A 17,195-nucleotide genomic window follows, 5' to 3' on the forward strand; every position below is an offset into this window, starting at 1 on the left:
ATGTATAATTAAGTGTGAAAAATGTACATAAAAAAGGGCGCCTTGCGGGCGCCCTTGGTGCATTTAATAAAAAGAAATCAGTGCGTCACGTGACCGTGGCTGCGGTGCTTGGTTACGAAGCCCAGCAGCAGACACATCACGAACACTGCCAGGTACAGGCCGTTGGCGGTGGTTAGCGCTGCGTGCGCGCCGCCTTTCGCCACGATCGGGCCGGTGACCACGAAGGTCAGCATGGTGCCGATGGTGCCGCAGGTCAGGATAAAGTTGACCAGCTTCGGTGAGGAGACCTTGGTCTGCAGCGAGCCGAGGGTGATCAGCGTGGTGTAGATGGCGCTGGAAACGAAGCCCAGGGCCATGATGTAGTAGCCCAGGTGCTCCGGGTTGTCGGTGCTGACGAAGAGGTACATCGCGCCGGTAGCCAATGCGGCCAGCACGGTAACGATGCGCTGCAGATCGAAGAAGCGCAGGATGAAGCTGAACACCCACATGCCGACCATGTAAGAGGTCCAGAAGTCGCTCACCAGCTTACCGGCCTGGCCGATGTCCATGTTGAACGACTTGGTGGCGTACTCAGGCACCCACTGAATGAAGCCCAGCTGGCCGAGGATGTAGCACAGTGCGGCGATCGACAGGAACAGCACGCCGATGCCCCATTTTTCTTTTTCGACCGGCTGACCGGCGTCGGCGCCTTTCTTGCCCAGCACCGGGAATTCGGAGCACAGGGTCAGCACGAAGATCCCCACGTACAGCAGGCCGATGCAGGCATAAACCCAGTACCAGCCGATGTGGCGGGCCAACAGCATCGCGGCGACGATCGGGAAGATCATCCCGGCCATGCTGAAGAAGGAATCGGTGAACAACAGGCGTGAACCGCGCTGGCGGCCGGCATACATGTGGGTGATCAGGAAGGTGCCGATCGACATGGTGATACCGCTAACCACGCCAAGGATAAACATGCACAGCGAGAACATGGTCAGGCTCTTGCCGAGCATCAGCCCTGCCACCGCCAGCACCATCAGGACAAAGCCGAAGATCAGCTGACGCTTCAGCGGGATGATTTCCATCAGCCAGGCATTGAGGAAGATCGAAATCAAAATGCCGGCGTTGAGGAAAGTAAAGGTGTTACTCATGCTGGAAACCGGCAGATTAAAGTACTCTGCAATGTTTCCCATCACCATCCCTGTGACGATCACTAAAGCACCGGTCAGCGCGTACGAAAAGAAGCTGATCCAGGTAAGCCGTATGCGGTTACTGTCATTCATTATATAGGCCTGAATATGTCTGTTAGAGGTTTTAAAACTGGCATAAGGCCGCTGGCTTTTCCTGGCAAACGCAGAAAAAAGTCCCGTTCAGGCCACCAGGGGGCGGATCCTAGCACAGACAACGGGATTTTTTGTGATGGTTGTCGATTTTTTGATGCAACCCATGAAGGGATGATACGCATTATTGTGATCTATTTGCGTACCGTCACAATGGAATCACGGTTGATGATCGTCGGCTCAAAACGGTGCGTCGGGGTGGCGGGATCGATCAACCTGCGCGCCGCGTATTGCGCCATCTCGCTGATGGGAAAGTGTACGCTGCTCAACGCCGGGCGGACGAAGGGCGCGCGTTCGCCGCTGTCGTAGCAGATCAAGGAGATATCCTGCGGCACCCGCAGGCGGTGCTCGTTGATCGCCAGCAGGGCGCCGATCGCCATCTCTTCGTTGCAGCAGTAGATGGCGCTGGGCGGCGCGGCCTGCCGCAACAGGCGATCGGCGCAGCGGTAACCGCTTTCCAGATCGTAAACGCCCTCCAGACAGGCCACCGGCTCGATATTCGCCGCCTGCATCGCCTCTTCAAACCCTTGCAGCCGCAGGCGGCTCGACGGCCGCTCGCGCGGCCCGCTGATGCAGGCGATGCGCCGGTGGCCGGCGTCGAGCAGTTGCTGGGTCGCCATGCGGCTGGCGAGCGGATGATCGAAGGTGACGCAGCGGTCTTCCAGCCCCGGCACCAGACGATCGAGCAACACGAAATGACGTTGCTCCGCCGCCAGCTGGCGCAGCCGATCGTCGCTGAGAAAACGCACGTGCAGGATCACGCCGTCGCAGCGCAGGCTGAACAGCCGCTGCACCGCCTGCCATTCGTTTTCGGCGCTGTTGCGGCCCTGGGTCACCAGCAGCTGCTTGCCGTGGGATTCGGCCTCGGTTTGCACGAAGTCCATCAGCGCGCCGAAGAAGCCGCCGCGATACGACGTGGTGACCAACCCGAGGGTATTGCTATGGCTGGAGGCGAGCGCGCGGGCCGCCGGGTTGGGGGTGTAACCGAGCTGGGCGACGGCGCGCTCAACCTTCTCGCGGGTCGGCGCTTTGACGTTGCTGTCGCCGTTCACTACCCGCGATACGGTGGCGCGCGATACGCCCGCCAGCGCCGCGACATCTTCCAGTGTCACCATCGTCCAACTCCTGATTACGGCTAAAAAAATGGGTTCGGCGCGCCGAACCCCTGTCATACCGCGCGCAGGTGCTTACCTGAACTGCGGCAAATACGGCGCGTTTATCGTCAACACCTCGTCCAGCAACGGCTGCGCCAGATTGGCGTTGCCCACCAGCGGGTTGGCGATCAGCGCTAGCAAGCCGCTGCGGCGATCGCCGTGCACCGCGGCCTCGATGGTCAGGCGTTCGTAGGCTTTCACCTGCTGCGTCAGCGCCTGCATCGGTTCCGACAGCGGGCCGAAGGTCAGCGGATGCGCGCCCTGAGCATCGACGATACAGTTGATTTCTATCACAGCATCGTCCGGCAGGCCATGGATTGCGCCGCGGTTTGCGGTGTTGACCACTAATTGCGTGCCGAGATTATTATGGATAGCACGGATCAGCTCCAGCGCAACTTCGGAATAGAAAGAACCGCCGCGGAAGCTGAGCTGCTCCGGCTTACTGTTCAACAGCGGATCGGCATACAGCTCGAACAGCTCTTTTTCTACCTGCATCACCTGCTCGGCGCGGGTGCCGCGCTCGCCGGCGGCGGCCATCTCTTCCGCCAGCATCTCGCGGGTCTGGTAAAAATAGCGGTGGTACGGGCAGGGGATGGCGCCGAGCGCGCGCAGGAAGTCCGGCTGCCAGGGCTCTTCCTTGATGTTGTTCATGGTCAGCGCCGCGCCGTCACACAGCATGTCGATCACGTTGCCGGTGACGTCGCGCCCCTGCTGCGTGACCTGATGCACCCAGACCATGTGGTTCAAACCGGCAAACCGCAGCTGCACGTCGGCGTAAGGCGCCTGCAGCATGTTGGCGATCATGTGATGCATGCTGATCGGTACGTTGCACAGGCCGATGATCTTCGCTTTGGTAAAGCGGGACACCGCCTCGGTGACGATGCCGGCCGGGTTGGTGAAGTTGATGATCCAGGCGTCCGGCGCCAGCTTTTCCACCCGACGGGCGATATCCAGCATTACCGGAATGGTGCGCAGCGCTTTGGCGAAGCCGCCGACGCCGGTGGTCTCCTGGCCGAGCAGCTGATATTTGAGGCCCAGCCGTTCGTCGGCGGCGCGCGCCGGCAGTTGCCCGACGCGGAACTGGGTCAGCACGAAAGCGGCGCCGCGAATCGCTTCGTCCAGCGCGAAGTGCACGCTGACCTTCACCTGTTCCAGCCCGTGGCGCGCCAGCATGCGGCGGGTCAGGGCGGCGATGGTTTCCACTTTTTGGCGGCCTGGCTCGACGTCTACCAGCGCCAGTTCGGTGACCGGCAGCTCATCGATGCGTTGGATCAGCCCATCGACCAGTTCGGGAGTGTAGCTGCTGCCACCGCCAATCACCGCGATTTTGAGCGTGCTCATGAGCGGCCCTCCGTTTGCGACTGACGGCGATAGAGCTCGATCATGTCGTCGGCCAGATCCTGGATCACCATGGCGTTCATCAGATGATCCTGCGCATGTACCGTGATCAGGTTGATCGCCAGCTTGCCGCAGCCTTCGTCCAGGCCGATCAGCTCGGTCTGGATCAGGTGCGCCTTCTTCACCCACTCTTTGGATTCGACCATGTGTTTGGCCGCGGCGGCGAAGTCACCGGCGCGCGCTTGCCGCAACGCCATCAACGCATTACTGCGCGCGCTGCCGGAGAACACCAGCAGTTCCATGATGGTGCTTTCAAACTCGGGGCTGACTTCAGTCATCAATTCACTCACGTCATTTCTCCAGGGGGTTGCGCGGCGACGCCGCCGTGGGATACCTCAGTATCCGTTCTTTTTATAATGAGAGCGCTCTCATTTATATAGGGTAACGGCAACGGGTGTGCAAACTGGGAGGCAGATCGCAAAAACCGACCCAGGGTGGCGCGGGGCAAAAAATGCGTGACGCGGTTGGCAAAAAAGCCTTCTGCGCCCATACTTTCCGCAGCAAAATTCAGGGCCACCTAGGATATGTCCCGTAATTGGGTAAATATAGGTAAATGGCTGGCACTTGCCGATACAGCTCTTTAGAATCAAAGCGCTTTTCCGTTGTTTGTCTCTCAGAGAAAGGACCCGTTAATGTTCAAACGTACTTTAGTGACCTTCGTCGCGCTGTGTTCCCTGACAGCGATGGCGCCAGCGGCGCTCGCCGCCGGTGAAACTCATGTCATGCTGACCACCTCGGCAGGGAATATCGAGTTGGCGCTCGACAGCCAGAAGGCACCGGTTTCCAGCCAGAACTTCGTCGACTACGTGAACAGCGGGTACTACAACAACACCATCTTCCACCGCGTGATCCCGGGCTTTATGATCCAGGGCGGCGGTTTCACCGCTGACATGCAGCAAAAATCCACCAAGGCGCCGATCAAGAACGAAGCCGACAACGGCTTGCGCAACCTGCGCGGCACCATCTCGATGGCGCGCACCGCCGACAAGGACAGCGCCACCAGCCAGTTCTTCCTGAACGTGGCGGATAACGCCTTCCTGGATCACGGCCAGCGTGACTTCGGCTACGCGGTGTTCGGCAAAGTGGTGAAAGGCATGGACGTGGTGGACAAAATTGCCCAGGTGCCGACCGGCAACGTCGGCCCTTACCAGAATGTGCCGACCAAACCGGTGGTGATTCTGTCGGCCAAGGTACTGCCGTAAGTTTTTTGGCCGATCCCGCCGGGATCGGCCGCTCCTTCCTCCCGAAGCCTTGCCTTCATCACTGTTTTCTCCCGCGCCCCATGCTCTAATCGGCAGACAATAATCAGACCGGAAATCCGGCGTTCGCCCTTTGTTGTCTCTGGATGAGTTGCTGCCATGTATGAATTTAACCAGGTGCTGTTGCTGCTGCAGCAGATGTGCGTCTATCTCGTTATCGCCTATCTGCTGAGCAAAACCCCGCTGTTCATCCCGCTGATGCAGGTGACCATTCGCCTGCCGCACAAGCTGCTGTGTTACGTGATTTTCTCGGTGTTCTGCATCATGGGCACCTATTTCGGGTTGCACATTCAGGATTCGATCGCCAATACCCGCGCGATAGGCGCGGTCCTGGGCGGCTTGCTGGGCGGGCCGTCGGTAGGCTTTCTGGTCGGGCTGACCGGCGGGCTGCACCGGTATACGCTCGGCGGCATGACCGACGTGGCCTGCGCGATCTCCACGGTGTCGGAAGGTCTGGTCGGCGGTATCGTACACAGCATCGCCATGCGCCGCGGGCGCATCGAGCTGCTGTTCAATCCGCTGTTCGTCGGCGGCGTGGCGCTGGTGGCGGAAGTGTTGCAGATGGCGATCATTCTGGCGGTGGCGCGTCCTTACAACGAGGCGTTGCAGCTGGTGGAACACATCGCGCTGCCGATGATGATCGCCAATACCGTCGGCGCGGCGATGTTTATGCAAATCCTGCTGGATCGGCGCGCGATGTTCGAGAAATACACCAGCGCTTTCTCTTCCAAGGCGCTGAAAATCGCCGAGCGCACCGAGGGTATCCTGCGGCAGGGCTTCGATCAGGAAAACAGCATGAAGGTCGCCCGGGTGATTTATCAGGAACTGGGTATCGGCGCGGTGGCGATCACCGATCGCGACAAGCTGTTGGCGTTTATCGGCATCGGCGACGATCACCACCTGCCGGGGACGCCGATCGCCTCGGTGCATTCGCATCGCGCCATCGACAACAACGAGGTGGTGTACGCCGACGGCAACCAGCTCTCTTACTGCTGCTCGATCAATCCGGCCTGCAAGCTGGGATCGACGCTGGTGATCCCGCTGCGCGGCGAAAACCAGCGGGTCATCGGCACCATCAAGCTGTACGAACCGAAAAGCCAGCTGTTCAGCACTATCAACCGCACGCTGGGCGAAGGCATCGCCAGCCTGCTGTCGGCGCAGATCATGGCCGGACAGTACGAGCGCCACAAGCAGCTGTTGGCGCAGTCGGAGATCAAGCTGTTGCATGCGCAGGTCAACCCGCATTTCCTCTTCAATGCGTTGAATACGCTGGTGGCGGTGATCCGCCGTGATGGCGAGCGCGCCTGCGAGTTGGTGCAATCCCTTTCGACCTTCTTTCGCAAAAACCTCAAGCGCTCGGATGATGAAGTCAGCCTGGCGGACGAGATAGAACATGTGAACGCCTACCTGCAGATCGAGAAAGCGCGTTTCGCCGATCGGCTGGAGATTGCGGTATCGCTGCCCGAGGCGCTGCTGGCGGCGCGGCTGCCGGCGTTTTCGCTGCAGCCGATCGTCGAGAACGCCATCAAGCACGGCACCTCGCATCTGTTGGGCGTAGGCCGCATCGAAATCGGCGCCTGCTGCGAAGGCGAGCATCTGCTGCTGCAGGTGACGGACAACGCCGGGCTGTTCCAGCCGAAACCGAACTGCAGCGGGCTGGGTATGAATCTGGTGGATAAACGCATTCGCGTGCGCTACGGCGAAGGCTATGGCGTGCAGGTGGATTGCCGGCCGGACGCCTATACCCGCATTACGCTCAATGTTCCCATGGAGAGGGCCGCCTGATGTTAAACGCACTGATTGTTGACGATGAGCCTTCCGCGCGCGACAACCTGCGCCATCTGCTGGAGGCCGAAGCGGGGATCACGATCATCGGCGAATGCGCCAACGCCATCGAAGCCATCAGCCAGATCCACCGGCTGCAGCCGGACGTGGTGTTTCTCGATATTCAAATGCCGCGTATCAGCGGGCTGGAAATGGTCGGCATGCTGGATCCCAATCGGATGCCGCACATCGTGTTTCTGACCGCCTACGACGAATATGCGGTGCAGGCGTTCGAGGAGCACGCCTTCGACTATCTGCTGAAGCCGGCGGAGCCGAAGCGGCTGAACAAGACGCTGCAACGCCTGCGGCAGCGCAGTGCACCGCAGGACGTGACGACGCTGGATGAGAGCGCCGGCTACCTGAAATACATTCCCTGCACCGGCCACAGCCGCATCTATCTGCTGCGGTTTGACGAGGTGCTGGCGATACGTTCCAAACTGAGCGGGGTATTCGTGGTGCGCAGCGACGGCATGGAGTGTTTCACCGAGTTGACGCTGCGCACGCTGGAAAGCCGTACGCCGCTGGTGCGCTGCCATCGGCAGTATTTGGTCAACCTGGAGCAGGTGCGCGAGATCCGCTTCGAAGAAGGCGGCGCGGCGGAGATGATCATGTCCGCCGGCGATCCGGTGCCGGTCAGCCGGCGCTATTTGAAAGCGCTGAAGGAGCAACTGGGGCTGCGGGGGTGACGCAGGTCTTAGGGGGATTCTGAAAAGACAGGCATCATGGGCGTCCCGACGGCGCCCTTTTTGTTTGTCCTTGACGGGGTTACGCGGCACTTATAGCTTTATTGCATCAACAGGCGCGTTTCGCGCCGCGTCAGCGTCAAAGGAACAGAAAATGAGTGAACCACGGATTATCGCCAAGGCGATGAAAGACGGAAAACCGGAACAGGATCTGGTGATTTTGCCGGCGTTGGCCAACCGCCACGGGTTGATTACCGGGGCAACCGGCACCGGCAAGACGGTGACGCTGCAAAAAATGGCCGAACAGTTCTCGCGCATCGGCGTGCCGGTGTTCCTGTCGGACGTGAAGGGCGATCTTTCCGGCATCGGCGCCGAGGGCGTGCCTTCCGAGAAGCTGCAGGCGCGCCTGGCAGCGATTGGCGTCACCGACTGGCAGCCGCAGGCCTGCACCATTATCCCGTGGGATATTTACGGCGAAAAGGGCCACCCGATCCGCGCCACCATTTCCGATCTCGGGCCGCTGCTGCTGGGGCGCCTGTTGGATCTGAACGAGGTGCAAAGTGGCGTGCTGCAACTGGTGTTCAAAATCGCCGATGACAACGCGCTGCTGCTGTTGGACATGAAAGACCTGCGCGCCATGGTGCAGTTCGTCGGCGATAACGCCAAACAATTCCAGACTCAGTACGGCAACATCTCTGCCGCGTCGATCGGCGCCATCCAGCGCGGGTTGCTGACGCTGGAAGAGCAGGGCGCCAACCAGTTCTTCGGCGAGCCGATGCTGGACATCAACGATCTGATGAAAACCGACGCCAACGGTCATGGCGTGATCAACCTGCTGGCGGCGGACAAGCTGATCAATCAGCCGAAGCTGTATTCAGTGTTCCTGCTGTGGCTGCTGGCCGAGCTGTTTGAACATCTGCCGGAAGTGGGCGACCCTGAACAGCCGAAGCTGGTGTTCTTCTTCGATGAAGCGCACCTGCTGTTCAACGACGCGCCGGCGGCGCTGTTGACCAAGATCGAACAGGTGGTGCGCCTGATCCGCTCCAAAGGCGTCGGCATTTACTTCGTCACCCAGAACCCGCTGGATATCCCGGACAGCGTGCTGGGCCAGTTGGGCAACCGCGTACAGCATGCGCTGCGCGCCTTTACGCCGCGCGATCAGAAGGCGGTGAAAACGGCGGCGCAAACCCTGCGTGCCAATCCGGCCTTCGATGCCGAAACGGCGATCACCGAGCTGGGCGTGGGTGAAGCGCTGGTGTCATTCCTCGACGAAAAGGGCCGGCCGAACGTGGTGGAGCGGGCGATGGTCATCGCGCCGGAATCCAAGATGGGCATGCTCGGCGCGGAAGGGCTGAACAGCGCGATCAACAAGTCGCCGCTGTATGGCCGCTATGAAGACATGATTGACCGCGAGTCCGCCTACGAGAAGCTGTCGTCGGGCGGCTTCGCCACCGTCGGCACTGCGCAGCAGGGGCAGCAACCGCAGGCGCAAGCGCAGCAACAGACGGGCGGCGGCCTGATGGACGGATTGAACGAGCTGCTGTTCGGTTCCACCGGCCCGCGCGGCGGCAAACGCGACGGCATCGTCCAGACCGCCGCCAAGAGCATGGCGCGCGATCTCGGCCGGCAGATCCTGCGCGGCGTACTGGGCTCGATCACCGGCGGCCGTAAAAAGTAAGCGGAAATTATCGTCGGCAGCGGCGGGTTAAATCAGTAAACTATGGCGGCGTTTTTCTCTGCCGGACCTAACATGCTGCTGCTGATCGATAACTACGACTCCTTTACCTATAACCTTTACCAGTACTTCTGCGAGTTGGGCGCCGAGGTGGTGGTGAAGCGCAATGATGAGCTGCAGCTGGCCGATATCGAGCGGCTGGCGCCGCAGCATCTGGTGATTTCCCCCGGCCCTTGTACCCCGAACGAAGCGGGCATCTCGCTGGCCGCCATTCGTCATTTCGCCGGCAAGCTGCCGATCCTCGGCGTGTGCCTGGGGCACCAGGCGCTGGGGCAGGCGTTCGGCGCCGAGGTGGTGCGCGCCCGCGCGGTGATGCACGGCAAAACCTCGGCGATTCGCCATCTGGGCGTCGGCGTGTTTCGCGGCCTGAGCGATCCGCTGACCGTGACGCGTTACCATTCGTTGGTGCTGAAAGCCGATACGCTGCCGGATTGCTTTGAAGTGACCGCCTGGAGCGAACGCGACGGCGTGCGCGACGAGATCATGGGTATCCGCCACCGCACGCTGGCGCTGGAAGGGGTGCAGTTCCACCCGGAAAGCGTGCTCAGCGAGCAGGGCCATCAGCTGTTGGACAATTTTCTCAGGCGTTAATCCCTTCGCATTTTTTTCGCCCGTCAGGCGTTTTGCATTTGCGCTTTAGTGTTTTTTTATGCATATTTCGTGATTACATTTTCATTATAACATCGCGATAGCGCTGAAAAACCTTCAGGGTGGAGCCGAAAATGACTGACAAATCCGCAGTGAGCCGCAGCACCTTTGACCAGGTGATCCTGCCTGTTTATGCACCCGCCCAGTTTGTGCCGGTGCGCGGCCAAGGCAGCCGGGTCTGGGATCAGCAGGGAAAAGAGTACATCGATTTTTCCGGCGGCATCGCGGTGACGGCGCTGGGGCACTGCCATCCGGCGCTGGTCGAGGCGCTCAAACGCCAGGGCGAAACCTTGTGGCATACCAGCAACGTCTTCACCAATGAACCGGCGCTGCGCCTGGCGAGCAAATTGATCGACGCCACCTTCGCCGATCGGGTGTTCTTCGCCAACTCCGGCGCAGAGGCCAACGAGGCGGCGTTCAAACTGGCGCGTCATTACGCTATCACCCGCCACAGCCCCTATAAAACCAAAATCATCGCCTTCTATAACGCGTTTCACGGCCGCACGCTGTTCACCGTGTCGGTGGGCGGGCAGGCCAAATATTCCGACGGGTTCGGGCCGAAGCCGGCCGACATCGTGCACGTGCCGTTCAACGATCTGGCGGCGGTGAAAGCGGTGATGGACGACCACACCTGCGCGGTGGTGATGGAGCCGATTCAGGGCGAGGGCGGCATTACGCCGGTCGACGCCGACTTCCTTAAAGGCGTGCGCAAACTGTGCGACCAACATCAGGCGCTGCTGGTGTTCGACGAAGTGCAAAGCGGCATGGGGCGCAGCGGCAAACTGTTCGCCTATATGCATTATGGCGTGACGCCGGACATTCTCACCACCGCCAAGGCGCTGGGCGGCGGTTTCCCGGTCAGCGCCATGCTGACCACCGAAGACATTGCGTCGGTGATGCAGGTGGGCACCCACGGCACCACCTACGGCGGCAACCCGCTGGCCTGCGCGGTGGCGGAGGCGGCGCTGGACGTGATCAATACGCCGGAGGTGCTGAGTGGCATTGAGCAGCGTCATGCGCTGTATGTGCAGGTTTTGCAGCATATCGGCGATAAATACGGTATTTTCACCGCGATTCGCGGCATGGGGCTGCTGATTGGCGCCGAGCTGACGCCGCATTATCACGGCAGGGCGCGCGACTTCCTCACCGCCGCCGCCGCGCGTGGGTTGATGATCCTCAATGCCGGGCCGAACGTGATCCGTTTCGCGCCGTCGCTGGTGGTGGAGCTGCAGGATATCGAGGCCGGCATGGCGCTGTTCGAGCTGGCGGTGCAGGATGTGATCAACGCCTGAAGCCCGCGCGGCATATAACGGGGCGCGGCATGCCGCGCCCTTATTGATCGCGCAGTTTGCGCTTGAGCCAGATGCCGTGGTGCGGGCGCTGGCGCCAGGCCAGCGACGAAATGGTGTGCATCACGCTCAGGTGCGACAAAATGCGCCGCAGATGGCGCTCCATCTCGGTAACGGGCATGTCCGGATGCAGATCCGGCGGCTGCATGATGCCGCTGTTGCCGCTGCTCGGGCCGTCGTATTCCAACCGCTGCTGGCAGCTTTGCAGCGCGATTTCACAGGTCTGCAGATACTCTTCCGCCAGTTTCGGCGTCAGCATGTAGTGCTCGCGTGCCAGAATGGTCATGGCGTTCAGGTGTTCGACGATGAACTGGCTGTGAGTGACCCACAGCCGCATGTCCGCCAGATAGTTTGACGCGAACCCCGGCTCTTGCATCGCCTGATTGAGCGAGGTGAACAGCGCGTTGTGTGCCTGGTTGACCTGCATGCGGGTATAGGCCAACGCGGTGGCGTCCGGTTCCGGTTGCTTCAGCATCAGCCGCAGCGCGGCTTGATCGTTCTCCAGCGCCTGATGGGCATTCTTGCGCAGCAGCCCGCTTTGCCACTGCGGCCACAGCCAAATGGTGCCGCCGAACGCCAGCACGCAGCCGATCAGCGTATCGATCAGGCGCGGTACCAGAAAATGCGAGCCGTTCAGCGCCAGCAGCTGCAGGGTGTAAACCGCCGTGACCGTAAAGCCAATCACCGACAGCCCGTAGTTCTTGCGCGAAACCAGGTAGGCCAGCAGCGTGATCACCAGCATGATGCTCAGCGTTTCTCCCTCCGGCAACTGCAGCTGCAGCAGCCCGGCTGCCAGCAATAGCCCGGCAATCGTGCCCAGCGCACGGTGCTGAATACGCACCCGGGTGGCGTTATACCCGTTTTGGCTCACCAGCATGATGGTGAGCAGGATCCAGTAAGGCTTCGGCAGGTTGAATACCGCACCCAGGCTGCTGCCGACCGCCAGCGTTACGCCCAGCCGCGCGGCGTTGCGCAGGGCGGTGGATTTGAACGACAGATAGCTGACCAGCGCCGGCCAAAACGGCAGGCGGTGCTGGCCGGGCATCAGGTCGCGGCGGTACAGCGGATGCTGGGTGCGCAGCAGGCGGGCGATGCGGCTGAAGTGGTAATAACAAAACTGGCCGACCGGATTATCGGGATGCTGCGCCGCCATTTTTTCCAGCGCCGCCAGCTCGTGGGTCATGGAGAAGCGCTTCGAATATTGATGATAGAGAATATCGTGCGCCACCACGCGCAGCCGGCCGGCGATCACCTGAGCATTGCGGCGAATGATCGCTTCGGCCTGGCTCTGCTCCACCAGTTTTTGCACCTCTTCCGGCAGATGCAGGCTGACGGTGATGTGCTCCTGCAGGTCCATCGCCACCTGAAAGGCGCGCTGCAGGCGCTTTTGCTCGAGATTGTTGGCGTGCGGCAGGAAATTAAGCTGTTGGTACAACAGGCTGATCAGGTCCATCACCTTTTGCTGGCGCACCAGCAGCGGCGGCAGCGCGGTCTGCGGATCGGTGTGCTGGGTCAGCAGCGAGTATTTGGCTTCGAAATAGTCCGCCAGTTCCAGATAGAGCTGGCTCAGCGTCTCGCGCATCGGCTGCTCTTTCCACAGCTTGAACCAGAACCAGGTGAATAAGCCATACCAGGCGGTGCCGATCGCGTACAGCAGCGGCGCCTGCCAGATAGGCACCGTGCCGGCCGTGCTGAGGGCGAAGATGGCGGCCACCAGCGCCGCCGGCAACAGCCGGGCGTGCAGCGGGCTGATTTCGCCGGTGACGCCGAGCAGCAGCGCCAGGCCCAGCATCAGCGCCGGCAGCGGCACGTGCCACAGCAGGGCCTGTTGCAGCAGCACGCTGCTGAAGGCGAACAGCGAACCGCCGACGATCAGTCGTTTAAAGAAGCGCTTATGCGGCGTATCCAGCCCGGCGATATTGCAGCAGGCGGGCACGAGGGAGAACATCAGGCCGAGCTGCAGCTGGCCTATCAGCAGGCCGAACAGCACCGGCAGGCACAACACCAGCGTTTGTCGCAGTGCGTAGTTGATTTCCGGGTGGTAGATCAGGCGGCGCCACATGGCAGAGAGCAGACAAAAAAACGGCGCAGACTGCGCCGTTTTTTCAGGGATTAACGGGTGCCGTAGACGACAATGGTTTTGCCGTGGGCGGAAATCAGGTTTTGATCTTCCAGCATTTTCAGAATACGGCCAACGGTTTCACGCGAGCAGCCGACGATCTGGCCGATCTCCTGACGGGTGATCTTGATCTGCATGCCGTCCGGGTGAGTCATGGCGTCGGGTTGCTTCGCCAGATTCAGCAGGGTTTGCGCGATGCGGCCGGTAACGTCCAGGAAGGCGAGGTTGCCCACTTTTTCGGAGGTGACCTGCAGGCGGCTCGCCATTTGGGCGGACAGACGCATCAGGATGTCCGGGTTCACCTGGATCAGCTGGCGGAATTTCTTGTAGGAAATTTCGGCCACTTCACAGGCGGTTTTCGCGCGAACCCAGGCGCTGCGCTCCTGGCCTTCTTCGAACAATCCGAGCTCGCCGATGAAATCCCCCTGGTTGAGGTAGGACAGGATCATCTCTTTACCTTCTTCATCCTTGATCAGCACCGCGACGGAGCCTTTCACGATGTAGTAAAGCGTTTCGGCCTTTTCACCTTGGTGAATCAGCGTACTCTTCGATGGATATTTGTGGATATGGCAATGAGACAGGAACCATTCGAGAGTAGGGTCTGTTTGCGGTTTGCCGAGAACCATTCGCTGTTATCCTCTGTTGTTATCGCTGCCTTGTGTCACAGGGGTCAGAGTTCCCTGTAAAACCCGCCTGTAGCCGCAGTTATGAGCGAGGGCTACCGGCAAGTTTTGAGGCGTGTCATAAAAATACGCTGTCGCTCTAGCATATTAACTTGCCGTAAGCGCTGCAAGCTACATTCTGTTAACATACCGGTAAAGGAGCCTTTCTCTGGGCGTTTCCCTGAAATTCAGTGTCCCGGAAAGATTTATTGCGGCTCTGTTTGTAGCACAGAGTAAGGCGGGTGTCTCGTGTTGTCTCGCTTCAGCATGATTAGCATCAGGTTACGTTGCCTGTTTCTATGCGAAAGCGTACTCTGATTTTAAGAAATCAACCGGAGTGACGAGAATGCAGGCAAGAGTTAAGTGGGTGGAAGGGTTAACGTTTTTGGGTGAATCGGCCTCCGGCCACCAGGTGCTGATGGACGGCAACGCCGGCGATAAAGCGCCCAGCCCGATGGAAATGGTGCTGATGTCGGTGGGCGGCTGCAGCGCGATCGACGTGGTGTCCATCCTGCAAAAAGGGCGCAACGACGTGCGCGACTGCGAGGTGAAGCTGACCTCCGAGCGCCGTGCAGAAGCCCCGCGGTTGTTCACCCATATCAACCTGCACTTCATCGTCACCGGCCAGGATCTGACCGACAAAATCGTAGAGCGAGCGGTGAACCTGTCGGCGGAGAAGTACTGCTCGGTGGCGCTGATGCTCAACAAGGCCGCCACGGTGACCCACAGCTTCGAGATCCGCCAGCCGGCGTAATCGAGACGGAGCGCGGCCCGCCGCCGCGCTCAACGCGTTTATTCGATCTTCTTGCCTTCCAGCAGCCGCTGCACCAGCGGCGCCATGATCAGCTCCATCGCCAGCCCCATCTTGCCGCCCGGCACCACTAACGTATTGATGTGCGAGATAAACGAGCCCTGCAGCATCGCCAGCAAATAGGGGAAGTCAATCTGATCCAGCCCGCGGAAGTGGATCACCACGAAGCTTTCATCCAGTGAGGGAATGGCTTTGGCGGCGAACGGGTTGGAAGTATCCACCGTCGGTACGCGCTGGAAGTTGATGTGGGTGCGCGAGAACTGCGGCGTGATGTAGTTGATGTAGTCTTCCATCGAACGCACCACCGAGTCCATCACCGCCTCGCGGGAGTGGCCGCGTTCGCCGGTATCGCGGATCAGCTTCTGTATCCACTCCAGGTTGACGATCGGCACCACGCCGACCAGCAGATCGACGTGGCTAGCCACGTCATGGTGTTCGGTGACCACACCGCCGTGCAGCCCCTCGTAGAACAGCACGTCGGTCGGCGCCGGCAGCGGCTCCCACGGGGTGAAGGTGCCCGGCACCTGATTGTAGGGTACCGCTTCGTCGTAGGTGTGCAGGTACTTGCGCGAACGGCCGGTGCCATTTTTGCCGTACTCGATAAAGCTCTGCTGCAGCAGACCGAAGTCGTTGGCCTCGGGGCCGAAATAGCTGATGTGTCTGCCCAGATCGCGCGCCTTGCGGATCGCCGCGTCCATTTCCGGCCGGGTGTAGCGGTGGAAGCTGTCGCCCTCCAGCTCGGCGGCGCGAATGTTGAGCTGTTGGAAGATTTTGCGGAACGCCACGCTGGTGGTGGTGGTGCCGGCGCCGCTGGAACCGGTCACCGCGATAACGGGATGTTTGGCAGACATGGTGGTTGTCACTCCGTGTTGAATGCGCCGGCGTCAGGGGATTATTGTGGCTCTTGTTGACGCTCTCTATGTCAGGAAAAAATGGCGCGCGCTGGTTTGCAATGTCCCATTGTTACCTGATTTTTTCCGTCAGTCATAGAACCGGGCGCCACTAAATTTCTTCCTGCCCGGCGCGGATCTGACCGCGCGGCATGATGTTGACGCTCTCATGCAGTTCCGACCACACCAGCACCACCTCGCCGTTTTTCAGCTGGCGGCGCACGTCCTCCACCTTCTGCTCCAGCGATCGTTCGTGCTCGCCGTAATCGGTGCCTTCACGCAGCACAAAGGATTCGATCAGGCTGTTCAGGGTGTCGGTTGCCAGTTCTTGCCAGGGAATGATCACGTCGGGATGTCCAGAGAAGGGGAAAGCCAGGCCGGAATGCGATGCTCCAGCCACATGTGCGGTTTTTTCAGCGTGCCGCCGACAAAGCCGACGTGGCCGCCGAACTCGGTCAGCTGATATTCGATATTGCGCGGCAGGCCGGCGACGTCGGGGATCACCTCATGGGTCATGAAGGGATCGTCCTTCGCATGGATGATCAGCAGCGGCGTTTGGATCGCCGGCAACAGCGGCAGGGCGCTGCAGCGGCGATAATAATCGGTGGCGTCGCTGAAGCCGTGAATGCGCGAGGTGATGGCGTCGTCGAATTCGCGGATGCGCCGCAACCCGTTCAGCTGTGACAGCTTGAGCGGCAGGGTGTCCGGGTAGTGCAACAGCTTGCGGGTGGCGTTTTGTTTCAGCTGCCCCAACAGGTAGCGCTGATAGACGCGGGAGAAACCTTGCTCCATGCGATAGGCGCAGGGCTCCAGCATCAGCGGCGCCGAGACCACCACCGCCGCCTGCAGCAGGCTGTCGGCGCCTTGCTGCGCCAGATAACAGGCCAGCATGTTGCCGCCGAGCGAAACGCCTACTGCCGCGGTTGGCACCTCGCCGTAGCTGTCGTGCAGCCAGCGCAGGAAGAAACGCGCGTCTTCGGTTTCGCCGGAGTGGTAGATGCGCTGTTTGCGGTTGGGCACGCCGCTGCAGCCGCGAAAGTGCATCACCACCCCGAGCCAGCCACGTTCGCGCCAGGCGTTGAGCAGGCCATGCGCGTAGGGGCTGTAGAAGCTGCCCTCCAGACCGTGGAACAGCACCGCGCGCGGTTTATCGCGCGCCTGCGCCGGATCCTCGCTCCAGGCGAGATCGACGAAATCGCCGTCGGGCAATTCCAGCCGTTGCCAATGCGGTTTCAATAACACGCGGCGGCGCACCAGCCGCGGCAACAGCGTTTGCAGGTGCGGGTTACTGGCCCCGGTCAGGGGGCGAAAGACGTCATGCATAGGCGGAGTAAAAATGTTGTT

The 17,195-nt window shown here is 60.6% G+C and carries 16 protein-coding genes; 7 read left to right on the forward strand and 9 right to left on the reverse strand.

Annotated features, from left to right (window positions below; genetic code table 11):
* Window positions 1-77: 77 nt before the first annotated feature.
* The 4 genes from tsgA to J0X03_RS01365 form a co-directional block, all read right to left on the reverse strand.
* Window positions 78-1,262: an MFS transporter TsgA gene (gene tsgA / locus J0X03_RS01350; protein ID WP_033636290.1), complete on the reverse strand. Its 1,185-nt coding sequence runs from the start codon at window positions 1,260-1,262 to the stop codon at window positions 78-80.
* A gap of 191 nt (window positions 1,263-1,453) precedes the next feature.
* Entirely contained in the window at window positions 1,454-2,434 is a 981-nt protein-coding gene (locus J0X03_RS01355; RefSeq protein ID WP_033645266.1) for a LacI family DNA-binding transcriptional regulator, read from the reverse strand.
* Window positions 2,435-2,506: 72 nt separating this feature from the next.
* Window positions 2,507-3,814: a 6-phospho-beta-glucosidase gene (locus J0X03_RS01360; protein ID WP_046687917.1), complete on the reverse strand. Its 1,308-nt coding sequence runs from the start codon at window positions 3,812-3,814 to the stop codon at window positions 2,507-2,509.
* Window positions 3,811-4,149, reverse strand: a complete 339-nt coding sequence (locus J0X03_RS01365) for a PTS lactose/cellobiose transporter subunit IIA (protein ID WP_025304525.1) — start codon at window positions 4,147-4,149, stop codon at window positions 3,811-3,813. The genes J0X03_RS01360 and J0X03_RS01365 overlap by 4 nt, the downstream gene beginning before the upstream one ends.
* Before the next feature lie 354 nt (window positions 4,150-4,503).
* Between J0X03_RS01365 and ppiA the strand changes: the two genes are divergently transcribed.
* The 6 genes from ppiA (at window position 4,504) to argD (ending at window position 11,312) form a co-directional block, all read left to right on the forward strand.
* Entirely contained in the window at window positions 4,504-5,073 is a 570-nt protein-coding gene (gene ppiA / locus J0X03_RS01370) for a peptidylprolyl isomerase A (RefSeq protein ID WP_060660178.1), read from the forward strand.
* Window positions 5,074-5,229: 156 nt separating this feature from the next.
* Window positions 5,230-6,915, forward strand: a complete 1,686-nt coding sequence (locus J0X03_RS01375) for a sensor histidine kinase (RefSeq protein ID WP_044029984.1) — start codon at window positions 5,230-5,232, stop codon at window positions 6,913-6,915.
* Window positions 6,915-7,640 (forward strand): two-component system response regulator BtsR, encoded by a 726-nt coding sequence (gene btsR, locus J0X03_RS01380; protein ID WP_160204667.1) that lies wholly within the window; start codon window positions 6,915-6,917, stop codon window positions 7,638-7,640. Before J0X03_RS01375 ends, btsR begins: the two co-directional genes overlap by 1 nt.
* Before the next feature lie 151 nt (window positions 7,641-7,791).
* On the forward strand, window positions 7,792-9,315 hold the full coding sequence (locus J0X03_RS01385; protein WP_033645261.1) for a helicase HerA-like domain-containing protein: 1,524 nt from the start codon (window positions 7,792-7,794) through the stop codon (window positions 9,313-9,315).
* 72 nt (window positions 9,316-9,387) lie between these two features.
* Entirely contained in the window at window positions 9,388-9,963 is a 576-nt protein-coding gene (locus J0X03_RS01390; protein WP_033645386.1) for an aminodeoxychorismate synthase component II, read from the forward strand.
* A 131-nt stretch (window positions 9,964-10,094) separates the two neighbouring features.
* Window positions 10,095-11,312, forward strand: a complete 1,218-nt coding sequence (argD, locus tag J0X03_RS01395; RefSeq protein ID WP_129993645.1) for a bifunctional acetylornithine/succinyldiaminopimelate transaminase — start codon at window positions 10,095-10,097, stop codon at window positions 11,310-11,312.
* Window positions 11,313-11,352: 40 nt separating this feature from the next.
* Here the strand turns inward: argD and J0X03_RS01400 are convergent, their stop codons facing one another.
* Both J0X03_RS01400 and crp read right to left on the reverse strand, forming a co-directional pair.
* Entirely contained in the window at window positions 11,353-13,431 is a 2,079-nt protein-coding gene (locus J0X03_RS01400; protein ID WP_129993646.1) for a YccS/YhfK family putative transporter, read from the reverse strand.
* 50 nt (window positions 13,432-13,481) lie between these two features.
* Entirely contained in the window at window positions 13,482-14,114 is a 633-nt protein-coding gene (gene crp / locus J0X03_RS01405; RefSeq protein WP_004090925.1) for a cAMP-activated global transcriptional regulator CRP, read from the reverse strand.
* A 382-nt stretch (window positions 14,115-14,496) separates the two neighbouring features.
* On the opposite strand from crp, the gene J0X03_RS01410 reads away from it, so the two are divergent.
* Window positions 14,497-14,904, forward strand: a complete 408-nt coding sequence (locus J0X03_RS01410; protein ID WP_025304517.1) for an OsmC family protein — start codon at window positions 14,497-14,499, stop codon at window positions 14,902-14,904.
* Between the two features lie 38 nt (window positions 14,905-14,942).
* Here J0X03_RS01410 and J0X03_RS01415 read toward each other — a convergent pair whose 3' ends face one another.
* The 3 genes from J0X03_RS01415 to J0X03_RS01425 form a co-directional block, all read right to left on the reverse strand.
* Window positions 14,943-15,812, reverse strand: a complete 870-nt coding sequence (locus J0X03_RS01415) for a phosphoribulokinase (RefSeq protein WP_025304516.1) — start codon at window positions 15,810-15,812, stop codon at window positions 14,943-14,945.
* Between the two features lie 151 nt (window positions 15,813-15,963).
* Window positions 15,964-16,197: a YheU family protein gene (locus J0X03_RS01420; RefSeq protein ID WP_069101032.1), complete on the reverse strand. Its 234-nt coding sequence runs from the start codon at window positions 16,195-16,197 to the stop codon at window positions 15,964-15,966.
* Window positions 16,194-17,174 carry a hydrolase gene (locus J0X03_RS01425; protein WP_160204666.1) on the reverse strand — a complete coding sequence of 327 codons (981 nt, stop codon included), beginning with the start codon at window positions 17,172-17,174 and terminating at the stop codon, window positions 16,194-16,196. Before J0X03_RS01425 ends, J0X03_RS01420 begins: the two co-directional genes overlap by 4 nt.
* Between the last annotated feature and the right edge of the window lie 21 nt (window positions 17,175-17,195).

The sequence above is a fragment of the Serratia ureilytica genome (genome assembly GCF_017309605.1).
In the GTDB taxonomy this organism is placed as follows: domain Bacteria; phylum Pseudomonadota; class Gammaproteobacteria; order Enterobacterales; family Enterobacteriaceae; genus Serratia; species Serratia ureilytica.

Coding starts and splice junctions, on each gene's coding strand:
- tsgA (WP_033636290.1), bottom strand. CDS start 1,262: ATGAATGACAGTAACCGCATACGGCTTACCTGGATCAGCTTCTTTTCG.
- J0X03_RS01355 (WP_033645266.1), bottom strand. CDS start 2,434: ATGGTGACACTGGAAGATGTCGCGGCGCTGGCGGGCGTATCGCGCGCC.
- J0X03_RS01360 (WP_046687917.1), bottom strand. CDS start 3,814: ATGAGCACGCTCAAAATCGCGGTGATTGGCGGTGGCAGCAGCTACACT.
- J0X03_RS01365 (WP_025304525.1), bottom strand. CDS start 4,149: ATGACTGAAGTCAGCCCCGAGTTTGAAAGCACCATCATGGAACTGCTG.
- ppiA (WP_060660178.1), top strand. CDS start 4,504: ATGTTCAAACGTACTTTAGTGACCTTCGTCGCGCTGTGTTCCCTGACA.
- J0X03_RS01375 (WP_044029984.1), top strand. CDS start 5,230: ATGTATGAATTTAACCAGGTGCTGTTGCTGCTGCAGCAGATGTGCGTC.
- btsR (WP_160204667.1), top strand. CDS start 6,915: ATGTTAAACGCACTGATTGTTGACGATGAGCCTTCCGCGCGCGACAAC.
- J0X03_RS01385 (WP_033645261.1), top strand. CDS start 7,792: ATGAGTGAACCACGGATTATCGCCAAGGCGATGAAAGACGGAAAACCG.
- J0X03_RS01390 (WP_033645386.1), top strand. CDS start 9,388: ATGCTGCTGCTGATCGATAACTACGACTCCTTTACCTATAACCTTTAC.
- argD (WP_129993645.1), top strand. CDS start 10,095: ATGACTGACAAATCCGCAGTGAGCCGCAGCACCTTTGACCAGGTGATC.
- J0X03_RS01400 (WP_129993646.1), bottom strand. CDS start 13,431: ATGTGGCGCCGCCTGATCTACCACCCGGAAATCAACTACGCACTGCGA.
- crp (WP_004090925.1), bottom strand. CDS start 14,114: ATGGTTCTCGGCAAACCGCAAACAGACCCTACTCTCGAATGGTTCCTG.
- J0X03_RS01410 (WP_025304517.1), top strand. CDS start 14,497: ATGCAGGCAAGAGTTAAGTGGGTGGAAGGGTTAACGTTTTTGGGTGAA.
- J0X03_RS01415 (WP_025304516.1), bottom strand. CDS start 15,812: ATGTCTGCCAAACATCCCGTTATCGCGGTGACCGGTTCCAGCGGCGCC.
- J0X03_RS01425 (WP_160204666.1), bottom strand. CDS start 17,174: ATGCATGACGTCTTTCGCCCCCTGACCGGGGCCAGTAACCCGCACCTG.